This window comes from Phormidium tenue FACHB-1052, from assembly GCF_014696675.1.
Taxonomy (GTDB): Bacteria; Cyanobacteriota; Cyanobacteriia; order Phormidesmidales; family Phormidesmidaceae; genus Nodosilinea; species Nodosilinea tenuis_A.
Window position 1 is genome coordinate 42,728 of sequence record NZ_JACJQN010000006.1, and the last position, 21,756, is coordinate 64,483.

Annotated in this window: 18 protein-coding genes; 10 read left to right on the plus strand and 8 right to left on the minus strand. The window is 58.5% G+C overall.

What is annotated here, in order from left to right:
• Positions 1-348: 348 nt before the first annotated feature.
• The 5 genes from H6G07_RS10180 (at position 349) to H6G07_RS10200 (ending at position 8,212) form a co-directional block, all read left to right on the plus strand.
• Positions 349-4,005 (plus strand): response regulator, encoded by a 3,657-nt coding sequence (locus tag H6G07_RS10180; protein ID WP_073608380.1) that lies wholly within the window; start codon positions 349-351, stop codon positions 4,003-4,005.
• Between the two features lie 158 nt (positions 4,006-4,163).
• Positions 4,164-4,988, plus strand: a complete 825-nt coding sequence (locus H6G07_RS10185; protein WP_073608437.1) for a CheR family methyltransferase — start codon at positions 4,164-4,166, stop codon at positions 4,986-4,988.
• Positions 4,988-5,560 carry a chemotaxis protein CheB gene (locus tag H6G07_RS10190; protein WP_073608379.1) on the plus strand — a complete coding sequence of 191 codons (573 nt, stop codon included), beginning with the start codon at positions 4,988-4,990 and terminating at the stop codon, positions 5,558-5,560. Before H6G07_RS10185 ends, H6G07_RS10190 begins: the two co-directional genes overlap by 1 nt.
• Positions 5,560-7,632, plus strand: coding sequence for a hybrid sensor histidine kinase/response regulator (locus H6G07_RS10195; RefSeq protein WP_073608378.1), 2,073 nt, complete (start codon positions 5,560-5,562; stop codon positions 7,630-7,632). Before H6G07_RS10190 ends, H6G07_RS10195 begins: the two co-directional genes overlap by 1 nt.
• Positions 7,633-7,690: 58 nt before the next feature.
• Positions 7,691-8,212 (plus strand): metal-binding protein, encoded by a 522-nt coding sequence (locus H6G07_RS10200; RefSeq protein WP_073608377.1) that lies wholly within the window; start codon positions 7,691-7,693, stop codon positions 8,210-8,212.
• A gap of 98 nt (positions 8,213-8,310) precedes the next feature.
• Here the strand turns inward: H6G07_RS10200 and nadB are convergent, their stop codons facing one another.
• From nadB to H6G07_RS10215, 3 genes are all read right to left on the minus strand, one after another.
• Positions 8,311-10,020, minus strand: a complete 1,710-nt coding sequence (gene nadB, locus H6G07_RS10205) for an L-aspartate oxidase (protein ID WP_084173114.1) — start codon at positions 10,018-10,020, stop codon at positions 8,311-8,313.
• 130 nt (positions 10,021-10,150) lie between these two features.
• The gene (gene psbU / locus H6G07_RS10210; protein ID WP_073608376.1) at positions 10,151-10,579 is read right to left on the minus strand and encodes a photosystem II complex extrinsic protein PsbU; all 429 of its coding nucleotides are present in this window, start codon (positions 10,577-10,579) and stop codon (positions 10,151-10,153) included.
• Between the two features lie 117 nt (positions 10,580-10,696).
• A complete protein-coding gene (locus tag H6G07_RS10215) occupies positions 10,697-11,125 on the minus strand; it encodes a hypothetical protein (RefSeq protein WP_073608375.1) in 429 nt (142 codons plus the stop codon).
• Positions 11,126-11,277: 152 nt separating this feature from the next.
• Here H6G07_RS10215 and folD point away from each other — a divergent pair, with 152 nt between their 5' ends.
• From folD to H6G07_RS10230, 3 genes are read left to right on the plus strand one after another with little or no spacing between them, the layout of a single operon-like run.
• Positions 11,278-12,138: a bifunctional methylenetetrahydrofolate dehydrogenase/methenyltetrahydrofolate cyclohydrolase FolD gene (gene folD / locus H6G07_RS10220; RefSeq protein ID WP_073608374.1), complete on the plus strand. Its 861-nt coding sequence runs from the start codon at positions 11,278-11,280 to the stop codon at positions 12,136-12,138.
• 58 nt (positions 12,139-12,196) lie between these two features.
• Positions 12,197-13,126, plus strand: coding sequence for a geranylgeranyl diphosphate synthase CrtE (crtE, locus tag H6G07_RS10225; RefSeq protein ID WP_073608435.1), 930 nt, complete (start codon positions 12,197-12,199; stop codon positions 13,124-13,126).
• A gap of 14 nt (positions 13,127-13,140) precedes the next feature.
• Entirely contained in the window at positions 13,141-13,596 is a 456-nt protein-coding gene (locus tag H6G07_RS10230) for a divergent PAP2 family protein (RefSeq protein WP_073608373.1), read from the plus strand.
• A gap of 105 nt (positions 13,597-13,701) precedes the next feature.
• Here H6G07_RS10230 and H6G07_RS10235 read toward each other — a convergent pair whose 3' ends face one another.
• From H6G07_RS10235 to H6G07_RS10255, 5 genes are all read right to left on the minus strand, one after another.
• Complete coding sequence (locus H6G07_RS10235; protein WP_073608372.1) at positions 13,702-14,406, minus strand: superantigen-like protein SSL4; 705 nt, start codon at positions 14,404-14,406, stop codon at positions 13,702-13,704.
• Between the two features lie 186 nt (positions 14,407-14,592).
• A complete protein-coding gene (locus H6G07_RS10240; RefSeq protein ID WP_073608371.1) occupies positions 14,593-14,925 on the minus strand; it encodes an MgPME-cyclase complex family protein in 333 nt (110 codons plus the stop codon).
• Positions 14,926-15,012: 87 nt separating this feature from the next.
• Positions 15,013-15,723 carry a pyridoxine 5'-phosphate synthase gene (locus H6G07_RS10245; RefSeq protein ID WP_073608370.1) on the minus strand — a complete coding sequence of 237 codons (711 nt, stop codon included), beginning with the start codon at positions 15,721-15,723 and terminating at the stop codon, positions 15,013-15,015.
• A gap of 76 nt (positions 15,724-15,799) precedes the next feature.
• Positions 15,800-17,980 (minus strand): GumC family protein, encoded by a 2,181-nt coding sequence (locus H6G07_RS10250; protein WP_073608369.1) that lies wholly within the window; start codon positions 17,978-17,980, stop codon positions 15,800-15,802.
• A 23-nt stretch (positions 17,981-18,003) separates the two neighbouring features.
• Positions 18,004-19,119 carry a polysaccharide biosynthesis/export family protein gene (locus tag H6G07_RS10255; RefSeq protein ID WP_084173112.1) on the minus strand — a complete coding sequence of 372 codons (1,116 nt, stop codon included), beginning with the start codon at positions 19,117-19,119 and terminating at the stop codon, positions 18,004-18,006.
• A 411-nt stretch (positions 19,120-19,530) separates the two neighbouring features.
• Between H6G07_RS10255 and H6G07_RS10260 the strand changes: the two genes are divergently transcribed.
• Entirely contained in the window at positions 19,531-20,589 is a 1,059-nt protein-coding gene (locus tag H6G07_RS10260) for a Gfo/Idh/MocA family protein (protein ID WP_084173110.1), read from the plus strand.
• A complete protein-coding gene (locus H6G07_RS10265; protein WP_073608368.1) occupies positions 20,586-21,644 on the plus strand; it encodes an NAD-dependent epimerase/dehydratase family protein in 1,059 nt (352 codons plus the stop codon). The genes H6G07_RS10260 and H6G07_RS10265 overlap by 4 nt, the downstream gene beginning before the upstream one ends.
• The last annotated feature ends 112 nt before the right edge of the window (positions 21,645-21,756 follow it).

A 21,756-nucleotide genomic window follows, 5' to 3' on the forward strand; every position in this document is an offset into this window, starting at 1 on the left:
GAAATTGACTAGCTAAAGGCTCTAGGGTTTAGCCAAAACCCTGGGGCCTTTGTTTATCTATTCGCTCAGTTTGCGATAGCAAAAGAACGAAAATAAAAGAGCGAGCAATTAAAAGAACGACTGATAGGCTTGATTTCTGGCATTTTAGACTGTTCTAACCCAGACTTTATCTGCTGTGGGCAAAACGTTGGTCCACTCGACCGGCGCTGAGGCTGCTAGGTGAGGTCAGACAGAGTCTACAGTATGAATTGGTGACACTAAACTCTGGGTGGTTTTGACCTAGCCCCAGAGAGCAACGCACCCTCTAGTGACTCCTGAAATAATGCATTCGCTCGGTGATGGCAGGCTATGGTCAACCGCTTTAAAATTGGCACGCGCATTGGGGCCGGATTTGCCTTGGGGCTGACCGTTTTAGCCGTACTCGGTGCGGTTGCCTACCGAACTACCACTGATCTGATCCGCAATGCTAAGCAGGAGAAGGCTACTTATCAGGTTTTGGGATATCTCAACGACCTCGAAACCGACATAGTCAACGCTGAAACGGGACAGCGCGGCTATTTAATTACGGGGCAGCCGCGATACCTAGAGCCCTATGAAAAGGCCTTGACGGAAATCGCCGACAATTACGAGGTGCTGCGTCAACTTTCCGTAGATGATCCAGTTCTCCAAAGCCGGTTAGTGACTCTAAAGCCGGTGATAGACGCCCGGCTCAGCCGGCTGCGCGAAGGTATTCGACTGCGAGATACAGGTGGGTTTACGGCAGCTCAAAACTTTCTTTTAACTGATACTGGTCGCCAGCTGATGGAGCAGCTCCGCAACCTGATTGCTGAATTGGAAGAGCAAGAGAGGCAGCTGCTAGAGGAGCGTGCGGCCCAGTCTCAACTGGCGGCCCAACGAACGCTTGATACCGTTTCTTTTGGGGTGCCAGCGTCGTTCGTGATTTTGACGCTGGTGGGTTGGGGGCTGTCGCGCAATATTTCTAGACCGCTGCGCAACCTCTCCGATACCGCAGAACAGCTCGCTGCCGGCAACCTGGCCGTTACCCTGCCAGACAGCGCCGATCAGGATGAAACCGGCATTCTGACCCGCACGTTTAACCAGATGGTGACTAACCTGAGGGAGACGATTCGCGCCAACGAAGAGCAGCGCTGGCTGAAGTCTAACCTGGCGGATTTGTCTCAGCAGTTGCAGGGGCAGCGCAGTCTCGAAACTTTGGCAGAGCTGATGTTGACCTACGTGGCTCCCCTGGTGGACGCCCAGCAGGGGGTGCTGTATTTGCTCGACCCTACCAGCGACCCCCCTCGATTAAAGCTGTTAAGCAGCTATGCCTATCAGGCGCGCAAACACCTGTCGAACGAATTTAAGCTGGGAGAAGGGCTGGTGGGTCAGTGCGCTCTAGAGAAGCAGCGCATTGTGCTGACCGAGGTACCGCAGGACTATATTCAAATTCGCTCTGGGCTCGGCTCGGCACCGCCCCTGACCATTGTGGTGCTGCCCCTGATGTTTGAGAACGCGGTGAAGGGGGTGCTAGAATTGGCGTCTTTTCACCGCTTTGATGACCTACAGCTCACCTTTTTGGATGAAGCTAGTGAGCTGGCGGGGGTGATGATCAACGCGATCGCCGCCTACATGCAAACTCAAAGACTGCTGGAGCGATCGCAGGTGCTAACCGAAGAACTGCGCCAGCAGCAGGAAGAGCTGTTGCAGAGCAATCAACTGCTCGAAGAGCGCACCCAGTCGCTGCAAGAGTCAGAGATCGAGCTACAGCAGCAGCAGGAAGAATTACAGCAGTCGAATGAAGAGCTGCAACAACTCAACGAGGAGTTAGAAGAGAAGGCCGAGCTGCTAGAAACCCAGAAGCAGCAGGTGGAGCGCAAAAACCACGAAATTGAGCTGGCTCGCCAGGAGCTGGAGGATCAGGCCAGTCAGCTAGCCCAGTCGTCGCGCTATAAGTCAGAATTTCTGGCCAACATGTCCCACGAGCTGCGAACGCCCCTGAACAGCCTGCTGATTTTAGCCAAGATGCTCAGCGACAACGGCGACGGCAATTTGACGGAAAAACAGGTTGACTACAGCCGCACAATCCATTCTGCGGGGGTAGACCTGCTCTCGCTGATCAACGACATTCTCGACATGGCCAAAATTGAGTCGGGCACCATGGAGGTGGCGATCGAAGCGCTGGCCTTTACGGCAATTCAGTTTGAGCTAGAGCGCACGTTTCAGCCGACCGCCGCCAGCAAGGGGCTGCGGTTTGAGGTCGTCGTGGATGAAGGCTTGCCCACCACCCTGGCCACTGACCCTCGGCGGCTACAGCAGGTGCTCAAAAACCTGATCGCCAACGCCATCAAGTTTACCGAGCAGGGCCGGGTCACGGTGGATATCTTTCCGGCTGCCGAGGGCCAGGTAGCCTTTGCGGTCACCGATACCGGCATTGGCATTCTGCCAGAAAAGCAACACACCGTTTTTGGGGCGTTTCAGCAGGCCGATGGCACCACTAGCCGCCGCTACGGCGGGACGGGGCTGGGGCTGTCGATCAGCCTACAGTTGGCCCAGTTGCTAGGGGGTACCCTGGAGCTGCAAAGTGAGCCTGACCAGGGCAGCACCTTCACCCTATACCTGCCCTTGCGCTACGTCGCTCCCTCGACCGAGGAGGAGGTGCTTCAGATCAGGGCAAAGGGGGCAAGAAATCTACCTCCTCAAGACCGCCGCCCGGCTGCCGCTGAGCTAGCTCCGGCTGCGGCCCCTTGCCCCAGTGAGGATGCGCTGCCCCCTCTGCCTACCAACTTGGAGGACGATCGATCGCGGCTGTCGCCAGGGCAGCAAGACTCAGCCGAGCGGGTGCTGCTGGTGATTGAGGATGACCCCAACTTTGCCCGTATTTTGTTGGATATGGCGCGGGGGCAAGGGTTTAAGGTGCTGATTGCGCTCCAGGGGCAGACCGGCCTGGCCCTGGCCCAGCGGTTTGTGCCCAACGCCATCACCCTCGACCTACACCTGCCCGATATGGACGGTCTGACGGTGCTTGAACAGCTCAAGCATAGCCCCACCACTCGCCACATTCCGGTTCACATTTTGACGGTCAATGACGAGCAGCAGCAGGAATTTCAGATGGGGGCGATCGCCCACATTCAAAAGCCCGTCGCGCCGGAAATTTTGACCCAGACCCTGATCGACATCAAACAGTTTGTGGAGCGCCGGGTGCGCTACCTGCTGGTGATTGAAGATGACCCGGTGCAGGCCCAGAGCATTATTGAGCTGATTGGCGGCGGCGATGTCACCAGCACGGCGGTATATACGGGGGCAGACGCCCTGAAAGCTCTGCGATCGCAGCCCTGTGACTGCATCGTGCTTGACCTGGGCCTACCCGATATGAACGGCTTTGATCTGCTGGAGCAGATCAAGCATGATCCGGCCCTGGTGCGGCTGCCGATTATTGTCTACACCGGCAAAGACCTGAGTGAGGCCGAGGAAACTCAGCTGCGTCGCCTGGCCGAAACCATCATCGTTAAGGATGTGCGATCGCCTGAGCGACTGCTGGATGAAACGGCCCTGTTCTTGCACCGGGTGCAGGCCAACCTGCCACCAACCCAGCAGCAAATGCTAGAGCGATTGCAGCACAGCGACCCAGCCTTGGCAGGCAAAAAAGTGCTAATCATCGACGATGACGTGCGCAACATCTTTGCCCTTACCAGCCTGCTAGAGCAGTACGACATGACCGTAGTATTTGCCGAAAACGGGCGCGAAGGCATCGAAACTCTGCGGGCCAACGCCGATGTCGGCCTCGTGCTCATGGACGTGATGATGCCCGAGCTAGACGGGTACGAAACCACCCGACTGATTCGCAAACAGGAGCAGTTTCGATCGCTGCCGATCATTGCTCTGACCGCCAAGGCTATGCAGGGCGATCGCGAAAAGTGCATTGAAGCCGGAGCCTCAGACTACATCACTAAGCCCGTCGATACCGAGCAGCTGTTGACGCTGCTGCGCCTGTGGCTGTACCAGTAGCCGCGACCAAGATCCTCCCTTTGACGTACCCCCTAAGAGAAAAATTACGTGACAATGGATCAGGCTTTTAGCCAGCCGAGAAGACTAATTGGGGTTCAGATTGGCGTACGGTTGACAATAGCTGTTGACCAGTGGTTTGAACGGGCTATAGGGTGCTGGTGACGATTTTGAAACCAGACGATTTGGACGTTCATTTACTCATTGAAGGGCTATATCATCGGTATGGCTACGATTTTCGTAACTATGCCCCCGCCTCCCTCAAGCGCCGCATTCAAAGCTTTCTCAGAACCGAAGGCATCGCCACCGTAGCCGAGTTGCAGGCCCAAGTTTTGACCGATCGCGCCTGTGCCGAGCGGCTGCTGTTGGGGCTAACGGTCAACACCACAGCCATGTTTCGCGACCCAAGTTTCTACGTGGCCTTCCGACAGCAGGTGGTGCCGCTGTTGCGCACCTATCCCTTTTTACGCATTTGGCATGCGGGCTGCTCCACTGGGCAGGAGGTCTACTCGATGGCAATTCTGCTGCAGGAGGAAGGGCTTTACCACCGCTGCCGCATCTATGCCACCGATGCCAACGACCGGGTTTTGCAAATTGCTCGGCAGGGCATCTATCCCGCTAAGCAAATGCAGGACTATACTCAGCTGTACTTAAAAGCTGGTGGCCAGCGCACCTTTTCAGAATACTATACGGCCAAGTATAGCAATGTGATTTTGCGGCCTGCCCTGCGGGAGCGGGTGGTTTTTGGCGAGCACAATTTGGTCACCGATGGCTCGTTCAATGAGTTCAATGTGATCCTTTGTCGCAATGTGTTGATCTACTTCAACCCAATCCTGCAAAACCAGGTTCACGGGCTGTTTTATAACAGCCTGTGCAAGTTTGGCATTCTTGGTTTGGGCAAGCAGGAAACCATTCGGTTTACGAAGTATGAAACGGCCTATGACGATTTAGCAAAAGCTGAAAAGCTGTATAGGAGGCGCAATTAGTGACCTATGAACTGATTGTCATTGGCACTTCCCTCGGTGGCTTGTCGGCCCTAAAAACTGTGCTTGGCGCTCTTCCCCAAAATTTTTCTGCGGCGCTAGCTGTTGTGCAACATCGTCACCGTGAGTCTGATCAAGGTTTAGGCAATTTTTTACAACAGTTTACGGTTCTCCCAGTGCATGAAGTTGAAGATAAAGAACGCATCCAGCCGGGGCACGTTTATCTTGCCCCGGCTGACTATCATTTGCTGGTAGAATATGGGTATTTTTCTCTGTCTGTTGATGAGCCGGTTTCCTACGCGCGCCCGTCGATTGATGTGCTGCTAGAGTCGGCTGCTGACAGCTATAACGAGCGTGTGATTGGTGTGATTTTGACCGGAGCCAACCAAGATGGAGTGAAGGGGCTATCAACCCTAAAGGCGCGGGGCGGGGTCGCAATTGTGCAAGACCCAAACACGGCGGAGAGCCCAGTGCTGCCAAGGGCCGCGATCGCGGCGATCGCCGTCGATGCCATACTGCCCCTCCCGCAGATTGCTGCGCGCCTAATTCACCTCTGCGCCGCGAGAGGTGAGTGATGCAAACCGAGTCAACCGTCAACATTCTTCTCGTCGATGATCAGCCCGAAAACTTGGTGGCCCTAGAGGCTATCTTGGGCGAACTAGGGGCTAATTTAGTCAAATCAACCTCGGGAGAGGAGGCGCTGCGCTGTCTGCTGCAAGACGATTTTGCGGTGATTTTGCTAGATGTGCAAATGCCTCAGATGGATGGCTTTGAGGTGGCGACGCTCATTCGCCACCGCCAGCGATCGCGCGATACCCCAATTATTTTTCTAACCGCCTTTAGCAGCAACGAACAGTTTATGTTTAAGGGCTATGCCCTGGGAGCCGTAGATTATTTAATCAAGCCAATTGCGCCCAATATTCTGCTGTCAAAGGTGGCCATTTTTATTGACCTATTTAGAAAGACCGAAGCCCTACGACAAAAAACAGAAATCTTACAGCGACAGGCCACTCAATTAGAAGCGATTAATACTGAGTTGCAAATGAGTGAAGAGCGGTTTCGCCTACTCAGCACCTGTTCGCCGCTGGGGGTGTTTGTCACCGATACTGAAGGTCGCTGCCTCTACACCAATCCCCGTTATCAATCGATCTGTGGCTCAGCTGGGGCTGTCCCTGAGCAGAGCTGGCTGGGCTCCGTGCATCCCGACGACTCGGCGATCGCCCAATCGACCTGGCACGCCTTCATGGCCGACGGGCAGGAATATTCCCAGGAGTTTCGGGTGCAGGCAGGGGATGCTGACTCTCGCTGGGTTTCGGTGCGCTCGGCGCGTCTGGTGTCGGAGCAAAAGCAGTTTCTCGGCTACGTGGGCACCGTTGAAGACATTACCGAGCGCAAGCAGGCCGAGGCCGCTAACGCCCACGTCATTCGGGAGCAGGCGGCCCGCCAGGAGGCAGAGACCGCCAACCGGATGAAGGACGAGTTTATTGCGGTGTTGTCCCACGAGCTGCGGACGCCGCTGAATTCAATTTTGGGCTGGTCGCACCTGCTGCGATCGCGCAATTTAGACCCGCAAAAGACGGAGTATGCGATCGCCACCATTGAGCGCAACGCCGTTGCCCAAAAACAGCTCATCGAAGACATTCTCGACGTGTCTCAGATTGTGCGGGGCAAGCTCCAGCTCCACTGCCAGCCGCTGGATCTGGCGGCGATCGCCCAATCGGCATTAGAGACGGTGCGGCCAGCGGCAGAGGCCAAGGCGATCGCCCTGGTGGACAACGTGCAAGACACCGTCCGCCTAGAGATTGTGGGAGACGCCCTGCGGTTGCAGCAGGTGATTTGGAACCTGCTCACCAACGCCATCAAATTTACCCCCCAGCAGGGGCGAGTGGATCTGCATCTCTCAGTGGTGACCGACCTGCCCCAGACCTTAACCCCTCCCCCCGCCGCCTATGAACCAGGCTATGCCCAGTTACGCATCAGCGATACGGGCATGGGCATTGACGTTAACTTTTTGCCCCACATTTTTGATCGGTTTCGCCAGGCCGATAGCAGCACCACCCGCGCCCAGGGAGGGCTGGGCCTGGGGCTAGCGATCGTTTACTACCTAGTCGAGCAGCACCAGGGCTACGTCTGGGCCGAAAGCCCTGGCGTCAGCCAGGGCACCACCTTTACCGTGGCCCTGCCGCTGGTGCCCTCTCCCTTTGACCCGGTGCCTTCCCCCTTTGCCGACCATCAACCCGCCGAGATCGGGCCTCGTGCCCTGGTGAATCTACCGATCTTGATCGTTGACGATGACGACGACACCCGCGACTATTTGACGTTTTTGCTAGAGTCCCAGGGGGCGATTGTGACAGCGGCGGCCACGGCGAGGGAAGGTTTTGAGCTGCTCAGCTCAACCCAGCCAGCGCTGCTGCTGTGCGATATCAGCATGCCCGACATGGATGGCTATACCCTGATGCAAAAAATTAGAACACAGCTGCCCGCACCCCAGGCTCAGATTCCGGCGATCGCGATTACCGCCCACGCCCGTATTTCTGACCAGGCCCAGGCCCTAGCCACCGGGTTTCAGCACCATCTGCCCAAGCCGGTAGAGGCAGAAGCGCTCATTCAAACCATTCTTCAGGTGACCGGGGCAATAGCGTCCTAGCTAAATAGCTGAGCCCTTACCCCTTGCCAGAAGGGCTAAATCTTGGTACATCTGTGCCATGTCCTCAGGCCGCACTCACGATCGCATTACTCTCTGGGCCTTACCCCTGGTGGTGTTGGCTGCCTTTCGCGTCACCCTCAGCGGTCAGCTAACCGCAGTTGTCTGTCTAGGGTTTTTGCTGGGCGGCTGGATGCTCGGCCCCGATCTCGACATTCACTCAGTGCAGTACAAACGCTGGGGCTGGCTCCGGTGGATCTGGCTCCCCTACCGGAACCGCATTCGCCACCGATCGCACTGGTCCCACGGCCCGATCATTGGCACCGTGGTGCGGGTGCTCTATCTGTCGCTCTGGCTAAGCCTTATTGGGCTGCTGCTTGTTAACCTGCTCAACAGCGCCCAGCGCACCGCCCTGTCCTGGGGAGACCTGCTCGACGGGCTGGGCTGGGGGTTGGTCACCTACTGGCCCTGGTGGCTGGCCCTGGTGGTGGGGCTAGAACTCGGTGCCCTCAGCCACTACGTTACCGACTGGATATCCTCAGCCTCCAAGGGCAAGCGACGAACAAAGAAACGGCGACGGTAATCGAGGTGAAGTGGGAAGAGAATAGGCGACTAGCTTTAAATTTTGAATTTTGAATGCTTTCCCTGCACTAAAAACTCAAAACTGATTATCCCCATCCCCTACTCCTCCACTGGCGGCGACTTCTCCCAGCGATCGCCCTCCACCACCGTATGCACCTGCCATTGGGGGCTGGGTTGGGGGTAGTCTTGGCGAAAGTGGCCACCCCGGCTCTCGGTGCGAAAGGCGGCGCTGTTGAGAATCAGCCAGGCGATGTCGTAGAGGTTGCCCAGTTCGCCCCAGGCCCGCACCAGCGGCCAGTCGAGGGTGTCGGGTAGGGAGTAGGTCTGGCCGGGCAACAGACGGTGGAGGGCCTGCCAGGGGTGCTGCTGCCATTCGGTGCGCCACTGGCTGAGGGCCGCGATCGCCCCCTCTAGCCGAGTCTGATCGCGGCTGATGGCCGCAGCATCCCACATCAGCTGGGTCAGCCGCTCTCGCTGCTGGTGTAGGGCCGCTAGGGCACCCTCCGCGCTGTCTTGGAGCCAGCGCAGGGCTACCTCATCCAGGGCTAAAACTTCTAGTGCTGAGGCCTGTTTAGCGTCGCCGTCGCTTGTTTGTAGAGGCAGATTTGCCAATTCAGCACCGTAGACCAGGCATTCCAGCAGGGAGTTGCTGGCCAAACGGTTAGCCCCGTGCACCCCGGTGCTGGCGTTTTCGCCCACGGCATAGAGGCCTGGAATTGTGGTTTGGCTGCTGAGATCTGTCGTGATGCCGCCCATCCAGTAGTGGGCAGCGGGAGAAACCGGCACGGGGGCGATGAGGGGATCGATGCCCCAGGTGCGGCACACCTGCAAGATGTTGGGAAAGCGATACTGCAAGCGATCGCGTGGAATTGTTCGCATGTCAAGCCACACGCGGCTGTCGCCGGTCTTTTGCAGGTGGTGAAAAATGGCGCGGCTGACGACGTCACGCGGGGCCAGCTCACCGTCAGGATGGTATTCAAAGGCGAAGCGGTAGCCCTGGCGATCGACTAAATGCGCCCCCTCTCCCCGCACCGCTTCACTGATTAAGAAGGGTGGTGCCCCCGGTTCCGCTAGGGAGGTGGGGTGAAACTGGACAAATTCTAAATCGCGCAGTTGGGCTCCGGCCCGCCAGGCCATGGCCACGCCATCGCCCGTGCTGGCGGCGGGGTTAGTGGTCTGGGCATAGACCTGGCCGCCGCCGCCCGTAGCCAGCACCGTGGCCTGGGCTGACAGCCACTGAAGCTGATGATTGTGGGCCACCAGTGCCCCCCGGCAGCGGCCCTCAACCATCCACAGGTCGAGGGCAAAAGCGCTTTCAAACACGGTAATGTTGGGCCGCTGGAGCACGGCCTCGGCCAAAATCGAGACGATCGCCCGTCCGGTCGTGTCAGCGGCGTGGAGCACGCGTCGGCGCGAGTGGGCGGCCTCTAAGGTCATAGCTAGCTGGCCTTCGGTGCGATCGAAGGCGACCCCTAGATCAACTAGGCGCTGGATGCACGGGGCAGCCTTACTGGCCAGATGCTCTACCGCTGGGGCATCGCACAGCCCGGCTCCAGCCACTAGGGTGTCGGCCACGTGAAGCGAGACGGCATCGTCTACGCCAATAGCGGCGGCAATGCCCCCCTGGGCCCAATCGCTGGCGGAAATTGACAGGGTGTCTTTGGTCACCAGGCCAATGCGCCACTGGGGCGGAATCGAGAGCGCCGAGTAAAGCCCGGCGGCACCTCCCCCAATCACCAGCACGTCGAAGTCGTAACTGTTGGGGGGATAGGGTGATGGCGCAAGCGGCGACAAATCAGGCTGGGTCAAAGACGACTCCCAAGAATGATTCAAACAGTAGGGTGCTAAAAACCCTGGCTAATCAGCGTTGACCTTGGGCCAACCTGACCAACCAGGGCTACTAAGAACGGTTAAACCGAACAGTGGGATGGCCCACTGTCTACTTGTAAACGCCGTTGTTAAAGCGATCGCCGCCTTCCACAAACGCGGAGTCGGGCACAGTAACGGTGAAGTTATCCAGGTTCTTGCGCAGAATCTCAAGCTGCGGCTCGCTTAGACCCGGCAGATCGAGAACGTCATCAACGCTCTCGTAGGGAGCATTGAGCAGAATCTTGCGCGCCAGGGTGGGGTACAGTCCAGGAAACTTTCTAAAGCCCTGTACGTTGGCGTTGTTGAGGTCCAATTTAGCCCCGTACTCTGTCTTAAGCTTGGCGTCTACCGCATTCTGCGGCGATTCTGCCAGCCAGGCCGTGGCCTCAAAGGGGGCGCTCAGAAGGTCTGCCCCAGAGATGGGCTGCGCTACAGCGGGGCTGCTTACCCAACCAAACAGCACTGCCAGCGCAACGAGTAGGCCAACCAGTTGTTTCATTTACCCTAATCCTCTCCTACCAGTGTGAATGTCTATACACAGCATTTCTAAGAGACTACCATTTCCCCGGCCCCTACATACCGAGAAGAAAGCTATCGGGGCCGTTTGCCGTTATTTTCACAGGGATTCCTGGGGCAGGCGCTCTAGCTCTTCAGCGTAATACTCGCCAATGTCTTGCCCGCGCAGCAAAACTTGCTCGTAGCGAATTGCGGCCCGCAGGGTGACTTGCTCATCCACCGGCGGCGGCGCGGCGGCGCTGAGCACCCAGATGGAGCCTGAGTCATCCACCAGCTCGTACAGTCCCTGGCCCACTAGGGGTAGATGGCGGCCTACGGTGCCCTCCAGATAAACCGTATCGCTCTGGCTCTGGCTCGCTTCACCGATGGGGGTGACGGGGTCAAGCCAGGCGAGGCCGGGCCAGGTGCTGAGGCGATCGCGCAACGAATAGCCCACCCCGGCATCCACACTGGCCCCGCAGCTGGTGACCGCCACTAGGGCCAAGCCAACCGCTCCATAGTAGGTAAACTGACGCTTTAGATAGTTCATAGCAGCTTTTTCAGGCGCTGAGCGGCGATCGTAGGCGTTTAGAGGATCAAAATCTGAGACACTGAGAAAGCGTCAAATCCTTGCTCTGGGCAAAGCTTGCCTAGAAAGGCTGACTGCGATCGTTTCCGAGATACAGGTTAGCGCACCCGGCCATGACCCAACTGCTCGACGGCAAAGCCCTCGCGGCCAAAATTCAAACCGATCTGGCCACCGCTGTTCAGTCCTTCACCGCCCAGGGGCATCGTCCGCCTGGGCTGGCGGTGATCATGGTGGGCGACAACCCCGCCAGTGCGGCCTACGTGCGCAACAAAGAGCGGGCCTGTAGTCGGGTGGGCATTGCCTCCTACGGTAAGCACCTACCCGCCACTGTCTCCCAGCAGGAGGTGGCCGACCTAATTCAGCAGCTCAACGCCGACCCCAACGTAGACGGCATTTTAGTGCAGTTGCCCCTGCCCGACCACCTTGATGCCGTGGCGCTGCTGCTCACCATCGACCCTGACAAAGATGCCGACGGACTACACCCGATCAACTTGGGCCGACTGGTGCGCGGCGAACCGGGCCTGCGCAGCTGCACCCCCTACGGCGTCATGCGGCTGCTAGAGGCCGCTAAAATTGACCCCGCCGGGGCCACTGCCGTGGTGGTGGGGCGCAGCATTCTTGTCGGTAAGCCCATGGCCCTGATGCTGCTAGAGGCCAACGCCACCGTAACGATGGCCCATTCGCGCACCCCCGATTTAGCTACGGTGATGCGGCAAGCTGATATTCTAGTGGCGGCGGTAGGCCGCCCCGGTATGATTACGGCTGCCGACGTTAAGCCCGGCAGCATTGTCATTGATGTGGGCATTAACCGAGTCGAGCAGCCCGATGGCTCAGCTCGGCTGGTAGGGGATGTCGATTTTGCCTCGGTGGAGCCGGTGGCGGCGGCGATTACCCCAGTGCCGGGAGGCGTTGGCCCGATGACCGTAGCCATGCTGCTTGAGAACACCGTCACCAGCTACCGCAACCGCCTATAAACGCGGGATCTATCCAGTCTCAAACTTGTTTTTGTCGCCTTTCAACCTGCCTGCCGCCATGGTGCCAACCAACTCCCTCGACTCTAGACCCGCTGCTGCTGGCCCCTTTGACCTCGAAGCCTACCTGAAAGAGCGCCGCCCTCTGGTAGAAGCGGCCCTCGACCAGGCTTTAGCCCTGCGCTATCCCGAAACCCTCTACGAATCCATGCGCTATTCGCTGCTGGCGGGCGGCAAGCGCCTGCGCCCGATTCTTTGCCTGGCCACCTGTGAGCTGGCGGGCGGCAGTCTAGCGGTGGCGATGCCCACGGCCTGCGCCCTGGAGATGATCCACACGATGTCGCTGATCCACGACGACCTACCGTCGATGGATAACGATGACTACCGTCGGGGCCGCTTGACAAACCACAAGGTTTACGGCGACGACGTGGCGATTCTGGCAGGCGATGCGCTGCTGACCTATGCCTTTGAGCATGTGGCGACCCAAACCCATGGGGCCGATCCCGTGCGGGTGCTGCGGGTGGTGGCCGGTCTGGGTAAAGCGGTGGGCGGCGAAGGTCTGGTAGGCGGTCAAGTGGTGGATCTGGCCAGCGAGGGCAACCCCAATGTGACCCTAGAAACCCTCAACTACATTCATAACCACAAGACGGCGGCCCTGCTTGAGATTTCGGTAACCTCCGGAGCCATATTGGCGGGGGCTGATGAAGAAGCAATTGAAAGCCTACGTCAGTACGCCCAGCGCATTGGCCTGGCCTTTCAAATTGTGGACGATATTCTCGATATCACCTCAACGTCTGAAACCCTAGGCAAATCAGTCGGCAAAGACATTACGGCCCAGAAGGTGACCTACCCCAGCCTTTGGGGCATTGAAGAATCGCGTCGCCAGGCCAACCAGCTAATTGAAGAGGCGAAGGAAAGTTTGGCCGGGTTTGGGGAGCTGAACCGACCTCTGCTGGCGATCGCCGATTATATTGTTGCCCGTACCTATTAGGTTTGCCTGCGCCGATGGACAGTTTCAGCGACATCTTCAACAACCATGTGCTCGTGGTAGCCTTAATTGCCTGCTTTACAGCCCAGGGGCTCAAGGCTGTCATTGAGCTGGTGCGCCACCGTAAACTCAATCTGCGGGTGATGGTAGAAACCGGCGGTATGCCCAGCGCCCACTCGGCTCTAGTCACGGCCCTAGCTGGTGGCATTGGCCAAACCCTAGGCTGGGCCAGCCCCATGTTTGCGGCCACCGCTGTGTTTTCGGTAATCGTCATGTACGACGCGGCGGGAGTGCGCCAGGCGGCGGGCAAGCAGGCCAAGGTGCTCAACCAAATCATTGACGAACTGTTTCAAGAAAAGCCCGAAATTAGAGAAGATCGGCTGAAGGAACTGCTGGGCCACACGCCTTTCCAGGTGATTGCCGGGTCGATTTTAGGAGCGATGATCTCTTGTCTGGCTGCGCCTGCCTACTGAGCTAATGCTCTACTGAACTATTGACAAAAAGATAGCCGGTTAGCTGCGACTTCGCTTAGCTACCGGCTGTTTTGTTAAATTCGATTGTCGTTGAAGAGGGAAACTCTAGGGGGCGGTAAGAGCCACCGCTGGAGTCAGCATAACTACTTCCTGACTATCAACGATAAAACCGGCGATGTTAAGACTGGTGAGCACTGCCAGGGTAGAGGCGGCTCCGGCCACATCGGGGCTGTGGGCAATGAGTAGGTAGGAGCGCTGGCGATGCACCGCTAGGCCTACGGCCTGGCCCACCTGACGCTGAATGGCGATCGCCGACTCGGGCTGATACTGATAGTCCACCAGCACCGCAAAGCCTGTACCCAGCGGTTGAGGGGCGTAGGCGGTCGGCGCTGACTGCGTCGTCGCTGGGGGAGTAGCCGAGGCAGGAGTGCCACTGCTGGGCGGAGTATTGTTGGCGAGGGGAGTCTCACCGTTCGCAGGCGGAGTTGTGCCACCCGTGGGGGGTGCAGGCTGGGCCGCAGTGGTAGCCGGACGGGCCACAAAGGCCTGGAAGCCCTCTACCTCAGTCATGTACTGGGCCCAGGCATTGGCATTTTCCAGGTTGGTAAACCCTCCGGCCCGCACGACGGTGTCGTTGAGGTAATCACAAACTAGAACGGTGCTGTTGGAGGGCAGCAGGTTTTGTACCCGCGTGCGCTCGGCCTCGGTGTTGCTGCGCACCAGCAGCAGATACTCGTTGGCGGACGGGGGCGGGCAGGGCGGAAACTGGGCCTGGGCCGCAGTCCACAGGCCAGCTAGCGGGGCCAGCAATAGCCCCAGGGCAATGCTTCCCGCTCGGGGCAGTGTTATCCAACCAAGCGATACCTGTGCGCTGCTCCGTTTCAAACCCTTTACCATTGCTCTTTTTACCGCCGTAATCTGCCAGCGATTCTAGCCTAAAGCGGCGATCGCGGGCAGAGATTCTAGGTTTTGATCGCAATCGCGCCTGCCGTCAGCTTAGGACGCTACGGCATCTAAAGAGGCGAAGGGATCGGGAATGGTAGCGGAGGGAGCCTCAAATTCACCGGTGCCTACATAGTCAAACCGCAGTTTGACCCAGGTAATAAACTGCTTGCTGGTAGAAACTAGAGCTACAGAAGGCTGGGGGCAGCGGGCCTTAACGCTGGCCAACTCAGGAGCCTCTAGAAAAGCGGGAGACTTAACCAGCCAAAAATTCACCTCCTGCTCTTGTTCCTGATAGTAGCGGCGGCGCTCCTTGAGGGATTCTTCAAGGGGTTCTTCTTCGAGCAGAAACTTTTGGCTGGCGACGGCGTAGTAGTAGGTGGTCATGGGAAATCTCCTTTAGGGTGGGTGGGTAGGGGGCGAGGAATGCAAAGTTCAAAATTTTGAATTCTCAATTTTGAATTTTGCATTTCCTCAGATCAGCGCTTTCATCTCGCGGACGGCGCGCTCTAGGCCGACCAATACCGCGCGGCTAACGATGCTGTGGCCGATGTTCAGCTCCTCCATACCAGGGATGCGGGCGACTGGAGTGGTGTTCCAGTAGGTGAGGCCGTGGCCGGCGTTGACCCGCAGGCCGAGGGCGATCGCCTGGGCCGTTCCCTGAGCCAGAATGTCGAGTTCGCGGTGGAGGTTCGCTTCGGCCTTGGCCTCGGCGTAGGGGCCGGTGTGCAGCTCGATAAACTGGGCACCGACCTGCGCTGAAGCCTCAATTTGGTCGGTGGCAGCGTCGATGAACAGGCTGACCGGAATGCCAGCGCTCTGAAGGGTGTTGACTACGGATTTCATCCGATCGGTTTGACCGGCAATATCTAGCCCGCCTTCGGTAGTGACTTCCTCGCGCCGCTCGGGCACTAGGGTGACGTAGTCAGGTTTGACATCGAGGGCGATCGCCACCATTTCGTCGGTGGCAGCCATTTCCAAATTTAGGTGGGTGCGCACCGTCTGCCGCAGCAGGCGCACGTCGCGGTCTTGCATGTGGCGACGGTCTTCGCGCAGGTGCACGGTGATGCCATCGGCACCGGCTAGCTCGGCCAGCACCGCGGCGGCCACGGGGTCGGGCTCAACGGTGCGGCGGGCCTGGCGAATCGTGGCAATGTGGTCAATGTTGACTCCCAGGGTAGGCAAGCGATCGCTCCTCAACGTTCCTAGACGCTACAGCCTACGATCCTACCCTATCGGCCTACCTTGCTAAAAGTCGCCGCTAAAAGTCGATGGAGCGAACCATGGGCTGGGGGGCTGGGGTGACGGCGGCACTATCGGTCGGGGGGATGGTGGCAGACGAGATCGTGGTGCGATCGGTGGCGTTAACAATCGCACCCAGCAGCGGCAGGTCTTCGTTTTCTAACAGTTGTTCTAACAGAGCCTCTAGCACCGCTTTGTCGGTGTAGCCGGGGCGGGTCACCAGCAGTAGCCCATCGCTAGCTGCCCCTAAGAGCAGAGCGTCATTGCTGTTGCCCAGGGGCGGCGCGTCGATCAGCACTAGGTCAAATCGAGCGCGAGCATCAGTTAAAAACTGCCCCATCTCGCTCGACTCCAGAATGGCCGCCGGGTGGGGCTGGGGGCCGGGACTGGGGGCCAGATACAGGTTTTCAACCCAGGGCGCAAGCTGAATCGGCTCCTGCTGCCGCCCGGCGTAGTAGTGCAGCGGTGCCGAGATGGCGGCTGGGCTGAGCTTGATCCCCAGGCGGTGGCCGCAGGAGGGTTGACGCAAGTCAGCTTCGACAATCAGGGTGCGACGTCCGGCGCGAGCGGCGGCAATGCCCAGGTTAAAGGCGCTGGTGGTTTTGCCTTCCCCCGACCGGCTGCTAACCACGAGCACCACTCGCGGGGGTGTCCCAGCCTCAGACAAGCTGCCCGCCCGCCGCAGGCTGCTGCGCAGGCGCTCATAGATTTCAAGGTCGGGAGTTTGGGGTTGGTAGAGAATTGGCCAGCCCTGGGAGGAGGTAGCCGCCAAGGCCGGGACTAACCCCAACACCGGCACATCTTGATCGGTGAGAATGCCCTGGAGGTCTTCCGGGGTGCGGGCGGTGCTGTCGAGCAGATCAAGCAAAAAGGCCACGGCTCCGGCGGCGACAATTCCCAGTAGCCCGCCTACAGCCATGACGACGATGGGGCTGGTGGGCGGGTCAGCCTGGAGCGTGGTGGTGGGCGGTTGGGCGACGGTGAGGCTGCTGGCGGTCTCGGCCTCGGCAGCCTGGGCATCAATGCGTTTGGCCTGAATTTGGTCGTAGAGAGCCTGATTGAGGGCCACCTGCTGGGCCAGGCGATTGCGCTCTAGCTGCTTGTTTGGCAGGCTGGAGTACTGCTGGCGCAGTTGGCCATCGCTCTGGCTGAGCACCTGCTGCTGGCTAGCCAAGGCGGCCCGCTGGGCGCTGAGGGTCACCAGTTGATTGGCCAGGGCAGCGCGGGCGGGGTCGAGGCTGCTGTTTTGGCGCACTTCACTAACGCTGGGCAGGGCGGCTAGATCTTGTCCCCCAATTACCTCCTGGGCGCGCTCGGCCAGCAGGGCGTTGTAAGCGGCCAAGTTTTGGCGCAGGTCTTGAATGGTAGGGTGCGACTCGCGCAGGGTGGCCGACAGCAGCTTGAGCTGGGTTTCGCTCTCTAAAATCTGCGATCGCAGCTGGGCAATAATCGGGTCAGCGCTCAGGGCCGAAGCGGTGAATGCCTGCCCCGGCGTCAGCCCTAGCTGCTGTTGTAGGCTCTGAATTTGGGAGTCGAGCCCCGCCAGGGCAATTTGGTTCTGGCGCTGCTGCTGCTGTCCGCCCGAGATTGCCCCCAGCAGGCTGCCGTCGAGGGCAGATTGAATGGCCGGGCCTTCGGTGCGATCGTAGGTCTCAAGGGCCTGTTCGGCAGCCCGGAGGTCGGCCTCCACAGCGGGCAGGCGTTCATCTAAGGCGGTCACAATGGCCCCAATTCTGGCGCGGTTGGTGACTCGGCTCAGCTCCACCATGGCCTCAAACATCAGGCTAAGGGTGAGCTGGGTCTGCTCTGCGTCGGCCCCGCGAAAGGTAACTGTGACCCGCTGCACCAGGTTTTCTTCCCCCTCCAGTTTGACCGTGGTGCGGTAGCGCAGGGTTTCAGGATCCATTGAAATTCCTTGCCGCTCTAGCTCCTGGGACACCTGCTGAAGCAGCACGTCAGCCAGCAAAAATTCCTCCGAAATAATGCCCTGGCCCCGCTGCTGCACTTCGGTACCGGTGGTGGTGAGGGCAACGACGGGCGCATTCTGTACCAGTACCCCCTCAGCTCGATACAGCGGCGGTGGCGGCGGCTGCACGGCTACCACCGCTGAGATACCCAAAATTCCCAGCAGGGTTGCCAGACTAGGCCACTTGTAGCGGTCGAGGGCCAGCAGATAGCGTTTAACAAAAGGAGAAACCATCGCTGTTCTCAGGGGCTAAGGCCCTAGGGTCTAAATAACGAGTCTGCTGAATCGGTCAGTGAGTCAAAAAAGAGCAAAAAGCCCAACACATCGCGGAAGGGCTGAGTAAAGGTATTGAGAGCATAGCTGACCCGCGCCAGCAGGTTGCGGTCAACCACCAAGATGTCGTTTTCCTGAAGGGGAATGTTCTGACTCAAGTCACCGTTTACCGCCGCCGTCGCATCCACCGTAATCGTATCGGCCAAGCCAGTTTCGGGGTTGAATCGCAGCACCGCAATACGGTTGTAGGCGGCCACATCGGGGTTGACCCCCGCCACGGCCAAAGCGTCTAAAAAGCGGCTGCCGTTACGCAAATTAATGGCTCCAAAGCGAGCTTCCCCGCCCCGCGCCCCAGCGGCTCGGTTGAGTATGCGGATGGTAATTTCGGGGCGGGCCAGGGTTGAGCTGGCTACTAGGGCGCGATCGTAGCTCTCCACATTTTCTGGGGCCAGGCGGGGTACCGTGACCACATCGCCGTCCTGGAGCCTCACCTGGGGAATGGGTTCGCCCTGGAGAAGTGGGGTGAACAAATCTACGGTGCGCGAGAGTACGTCGCCGCTCTCTAGGGGCCGATCCACCTGAACGAGGCGCAGATCCGCCAGGGTGGTAGAGCCCCCTGCGGTCAACAGCGCCACCGATAGCTGTGGAGCCTGCAAGGGGTAAAACCCTGGACGGGGCACCTCGCCTACCACCGTCACTTCTACCGGGCGCTGGGTGGTGAGAATCACCGACACATCAGGATTTACCACGTACTGGTTGTAGAGGTTAAAAATTGTTTCGCGGGTTTCGTCTAGGGTGAGCCCGGCAAGGTTGATCGTGCCCGCTAAGGGCAGCACCACATTGCCCTGAATATCTAGAGTAGCCGGAAAGCTCAGGTCGGGAAACCGCTGTACTCCAACAAAAATGCCGTCTCCAGGCCCTAGACGGTAATCGTCAAAGGCGGTGTTCAGGTTCTCGGATTCTAGCCTGAGGCTAGAACCTGGGAGGTGCTCGGGCAATGCCGCTGGGGATGGCTGGGCGATCGCTGGGGCGATCGCGATCGCCAACCAAAGCCCCGTCACCCCAACGCCCCAGCATTGAGCTGAACCACAAAAAACCATAGCTTTAACCCTGGGACGCGATCGCAATGGACGAATACCCAATATTGACCCATTTTTCTAGCGGTGGGACAGGGTTCGGCGCAGCCTCGTTCAAAGAAGGGCGCTAATTTTGAATTTTTTCCTCTGCCCTGCCAGATTCAGGTTGCTAACAACTAAGCTCGATGCCAGATCGCTCTGGAGGTGCGACAACCGAGCTTCAGTTTTTATACACGGCAGTTTGTAAAAACTTTACGGTGTAATCATAGATCTGAATTTTTTGGCAATATTCCTTGCTTTTCCCACGTTCTTAAATTCAGCCGTATAGTCTGTACAGCAGTTAGGGGTGGGTACACTTAGCCCTGCGTAGCTCATTTTTTCCGTCTAGATACATCTCTATGATTAGTTTTGGCTGGCTTGCTACAGGTATCTTCAATGGGTAAATCTCTAAAGGCTGCGGTGATTGGCACCGGCGTTATTTCTAAGCAACATCTAAGCTTTCTAGATAGTTCTGACCACAGTGAGCTGGTTGGGGTGTGCGATCTGTCTGCCGCCGCCGCTAAGTATGCCGCTGAGACGTTTCATGCTGGCCAAGCCTTCACCGATTACCAAACCATGCTGGCCGAAACCAAGCCCGACGTGGTTCACATTCTGACCCCGCCAAATACTCACCAAAAGCTGGTCACTGACTGTCTCAATGCCCAGGCCCACGTGATCTGCGAAAAGCCGATTACGCCCACCTACGAGGACTTCAAAACCCTCTGGCACTTAGCTCAGGAGAAAAACCTGCACCTGATCGAAAACCACAACTACCGATTTAACGAAGCCATTCTCAAAATCGAAGAAATGGTCAAAGACGGTACCTTGGGCGAGGTGCAAGAGGTTGAGGTACGCGTTGCCCTAGGCTATCGCGAAGCAGGCGGGCGCTTTGCCGATCGCAACCTGCCCAACCCCGTCCACAAGCTGCCCGCCGGGGTCGTGCATGACGTGATTACCCACATGGCCTATCTGCTGCTGCGGTTCATGCCCGAGGTAGACCGGGTCGCTGCGGCCTGGAGCAACCACGGCGGCGGCGATCTGTTCAAGTACGACGACCTCGACGCCATTCTGCTCAACGGCCAGCAGCACGCCCGGCTGCGGTTTAGCTGCTACACTAAGCCCGAGTGTTTTACCCTGTTCGTCAGAGGCAGCCAGGGCTATGCCGAAACCGACCTATTTCAGCCCTACCTGCGCACCGTGATTCCTCGGGCCGGGGGCGAGCAGCTTTCGCCACTGATCAACCACTTCGTCAACGGCTGGGATCTGATGGGTTCTAGCGTTAAAAACTTTCGCAACAAGGTCATGCAGCGCACCGCCTACGAAGGGCTGCACCGCCTGCTCGACCAGACCTACGCCGCTATTCTTCACGATCAGCCCATGCCGGTGAGCTTCGAAGATATGGATAAAACCAACCGCTTAATTGAGACCCTACTTGCAGAGGAGAACCGAGTATGAAGCTGTTTATTACTGGAGCATCGGGTTTTTTAGGCAAGTATGTGGTGGCCGAGGCGGTGCGGCAGGGCTACGCCGTTAAAGCCGTAGTGCGTCCCGCTACCGACACCTCGAAGCTGGCCTGGGCGAGCCACCCCGCCGTCGAGCTAGTGCGCGTTGATCTGCGCCAGGGTCGCGGCATCGCCGAAGCCCTCAGCGACGTTGACTGCGTGATTCATCTGGCGGCGGTCAAGGGCGGCGATTTTTACGATCGCTTTGCAGGCACCGTGCTCACCACCGAAAACCTGCTGGGCGCGATGACCACCGCCGCTGTAAAAAAGCTGGTGGCCACCAGCACTTTCTCGGTGTACGACTACTTCACCCCCCCAGCCAACCGGGTGATCGACGAAGCTTTTCCCATCGAGTCTGAACCCGAGTACCGCGACGCCTACGCCCAGACTAAGCTGATTCAAGAAGACCTGATGCGCGACTGGGGCAAAGCCAATGATGCCGCCGTCACCCTGATTCGCCCGGGCATGATCTATGGCCGTGAGGCACTGTGGAACGCCTGCCATGGGGCCGACTTTGGCTCCAAGTGGCTACTAATTGGCCCCAATGCCTTGATTCCAGTTACTTACGTCGAAAACTGCGCCGAGGCCATTGTGCTATCGGTGGGCAGCGCTGCCGCCGCTGGCGAAGTGATCAACGTGGTAGACGATAACCTGCCCACCCGCCGCCAGTTCACTAAAGCCCTGGTGAAGCGTACCGAAAACCCGCCCCAGGTCATCCCTATGCCCTGGGGCATGATGCGCGGCGTCTCTAGTTTGGCCTGGTTTGTGAATCAGCAATTGCTCAAGGGCAAGGCGCGCCTGCCGGGGCTGCTGATTCCCGCCAGCCTGGATGCGCGGCTGAAACCCTTTCGCTACACCAACGCCAAGGCCAAAGAAATGCTGAACTGGAGCCCCCGCTACACCCTGGAGGCCGCCCTTGATCGCAGCGTTAGCGACCAGAACCTGCTGAGCGACATCCTGGCCAAAGCTCCCGCTACCCCCACCCTAGAGCCTGTCACCCAGGGCTAGCGGTTGTCTGCCCTAGGCCAAAAAAGCCCGTGTTTCTAGTCCTAGAAACACGGGCTTTTTGATGGCAAGATAAATTTGCCTGCTAGAAAGCCAGTCCGCCGCCACAATGAGA

What these genes read in the sequence shown, in the direction of transcription:
- H6G07_RS10260 (WP_084173110.1), top strand. Translation starts at nt 19,531, where the DNA reads ATGGGTAAATCTCTAAAGGCTGCGGTGATTGGCACCGGCGTTATTTCT.
- H6G07_RS10180 (WP_073608380.1), top strand. Translation starts at nt 349, where the DNA reads ATGGTCAACCGCTTTAAAATTGGCACGCGCATTGGGGCCGGATTTGCC.
- H6G07_RS10255 (WP_084173112.1), bottom strand. Translation starts at nt 19,119, where the DNA reads ATGGTTTTTTGTGGTTCAGCTCAATGCTGGGGCGTTGGGGTGACGGGG.
- H6G07_RS10250 (WP_073608369.1), bottom strand. Translation starts at nt 17,980, where the DNA reads ATGGTTTCTCCTTTTGTTAAACGCTATCTGCTGGCCCTCGACCGCTAC.
- crtE (WP_073608435.1), top strand. Translation starts at nt 12,197, where the DNA reads ATGGTGCCAACCAACTCCCTCGACTCTAGACCCGCTGCTGCTGGCCCC.
- folD (WP_073608374.1), top strand. Translation starts at nt 11,278, where the DNA reads ATGACCCAACTGCTCGACGGCAAAGCCCTCGCGGCCAAAATTCAAACC.
- H6G07_RS10230 (WP_073608373.1), top strand. Translation starts at nt 13,141, where the DNA reads ATGGACAGTTTCAGCGACATCTTCAACAACCATGTGCTCGTGGTAGCC.
- psbU (WP_073608376.1), bottom strand. Translation starts at nt 10,579, where the DNA reads ATGAAACAACTGGTTGGCCTACTCGTTGCGCTGGCAGTGCTGTTTGGT.
- H6G07_RS10195 (WP_073608378.1), top strand. Translation starts at nt 5,560, where the DNA reads ATGCAAACCGAGTCAACCGTCAACATTCTTCTCGTCGATGATCAGCCC.
- H6G07_RS10265 (WP_073608368.1), top strand. Translation starts at nt 20,586, where the DNA reads ATGAAGCTGTTTATTACTGGAGCATCGGGTTTTTTAGGCAAGTATGTG.
- H6G07_RS10240 (WP_073608371.1), bottom strand. Translation starts at nt 14,925, where the DNA reads ATGACCACCTACTACTACGCCGTCGCCAGCCAAAAGTTTCTGCTCGAA.
- H6G07_RS10215 (WP_073608375.1), bottom strand. Translation starts at nt 11,125, where the DNA reads ATGAACTATCTAAAGCGTCAGTTTACCTACTATGGAGCGGTTGGCTTG.
- H6G07_RS10200 (WP_073608377.1), top strand. Translation starts at nt 7,691, where the DNA reads ATGTCCTCAGGCCGCACTCACGATCGCATTACTCTCTGGGCCTTACCC.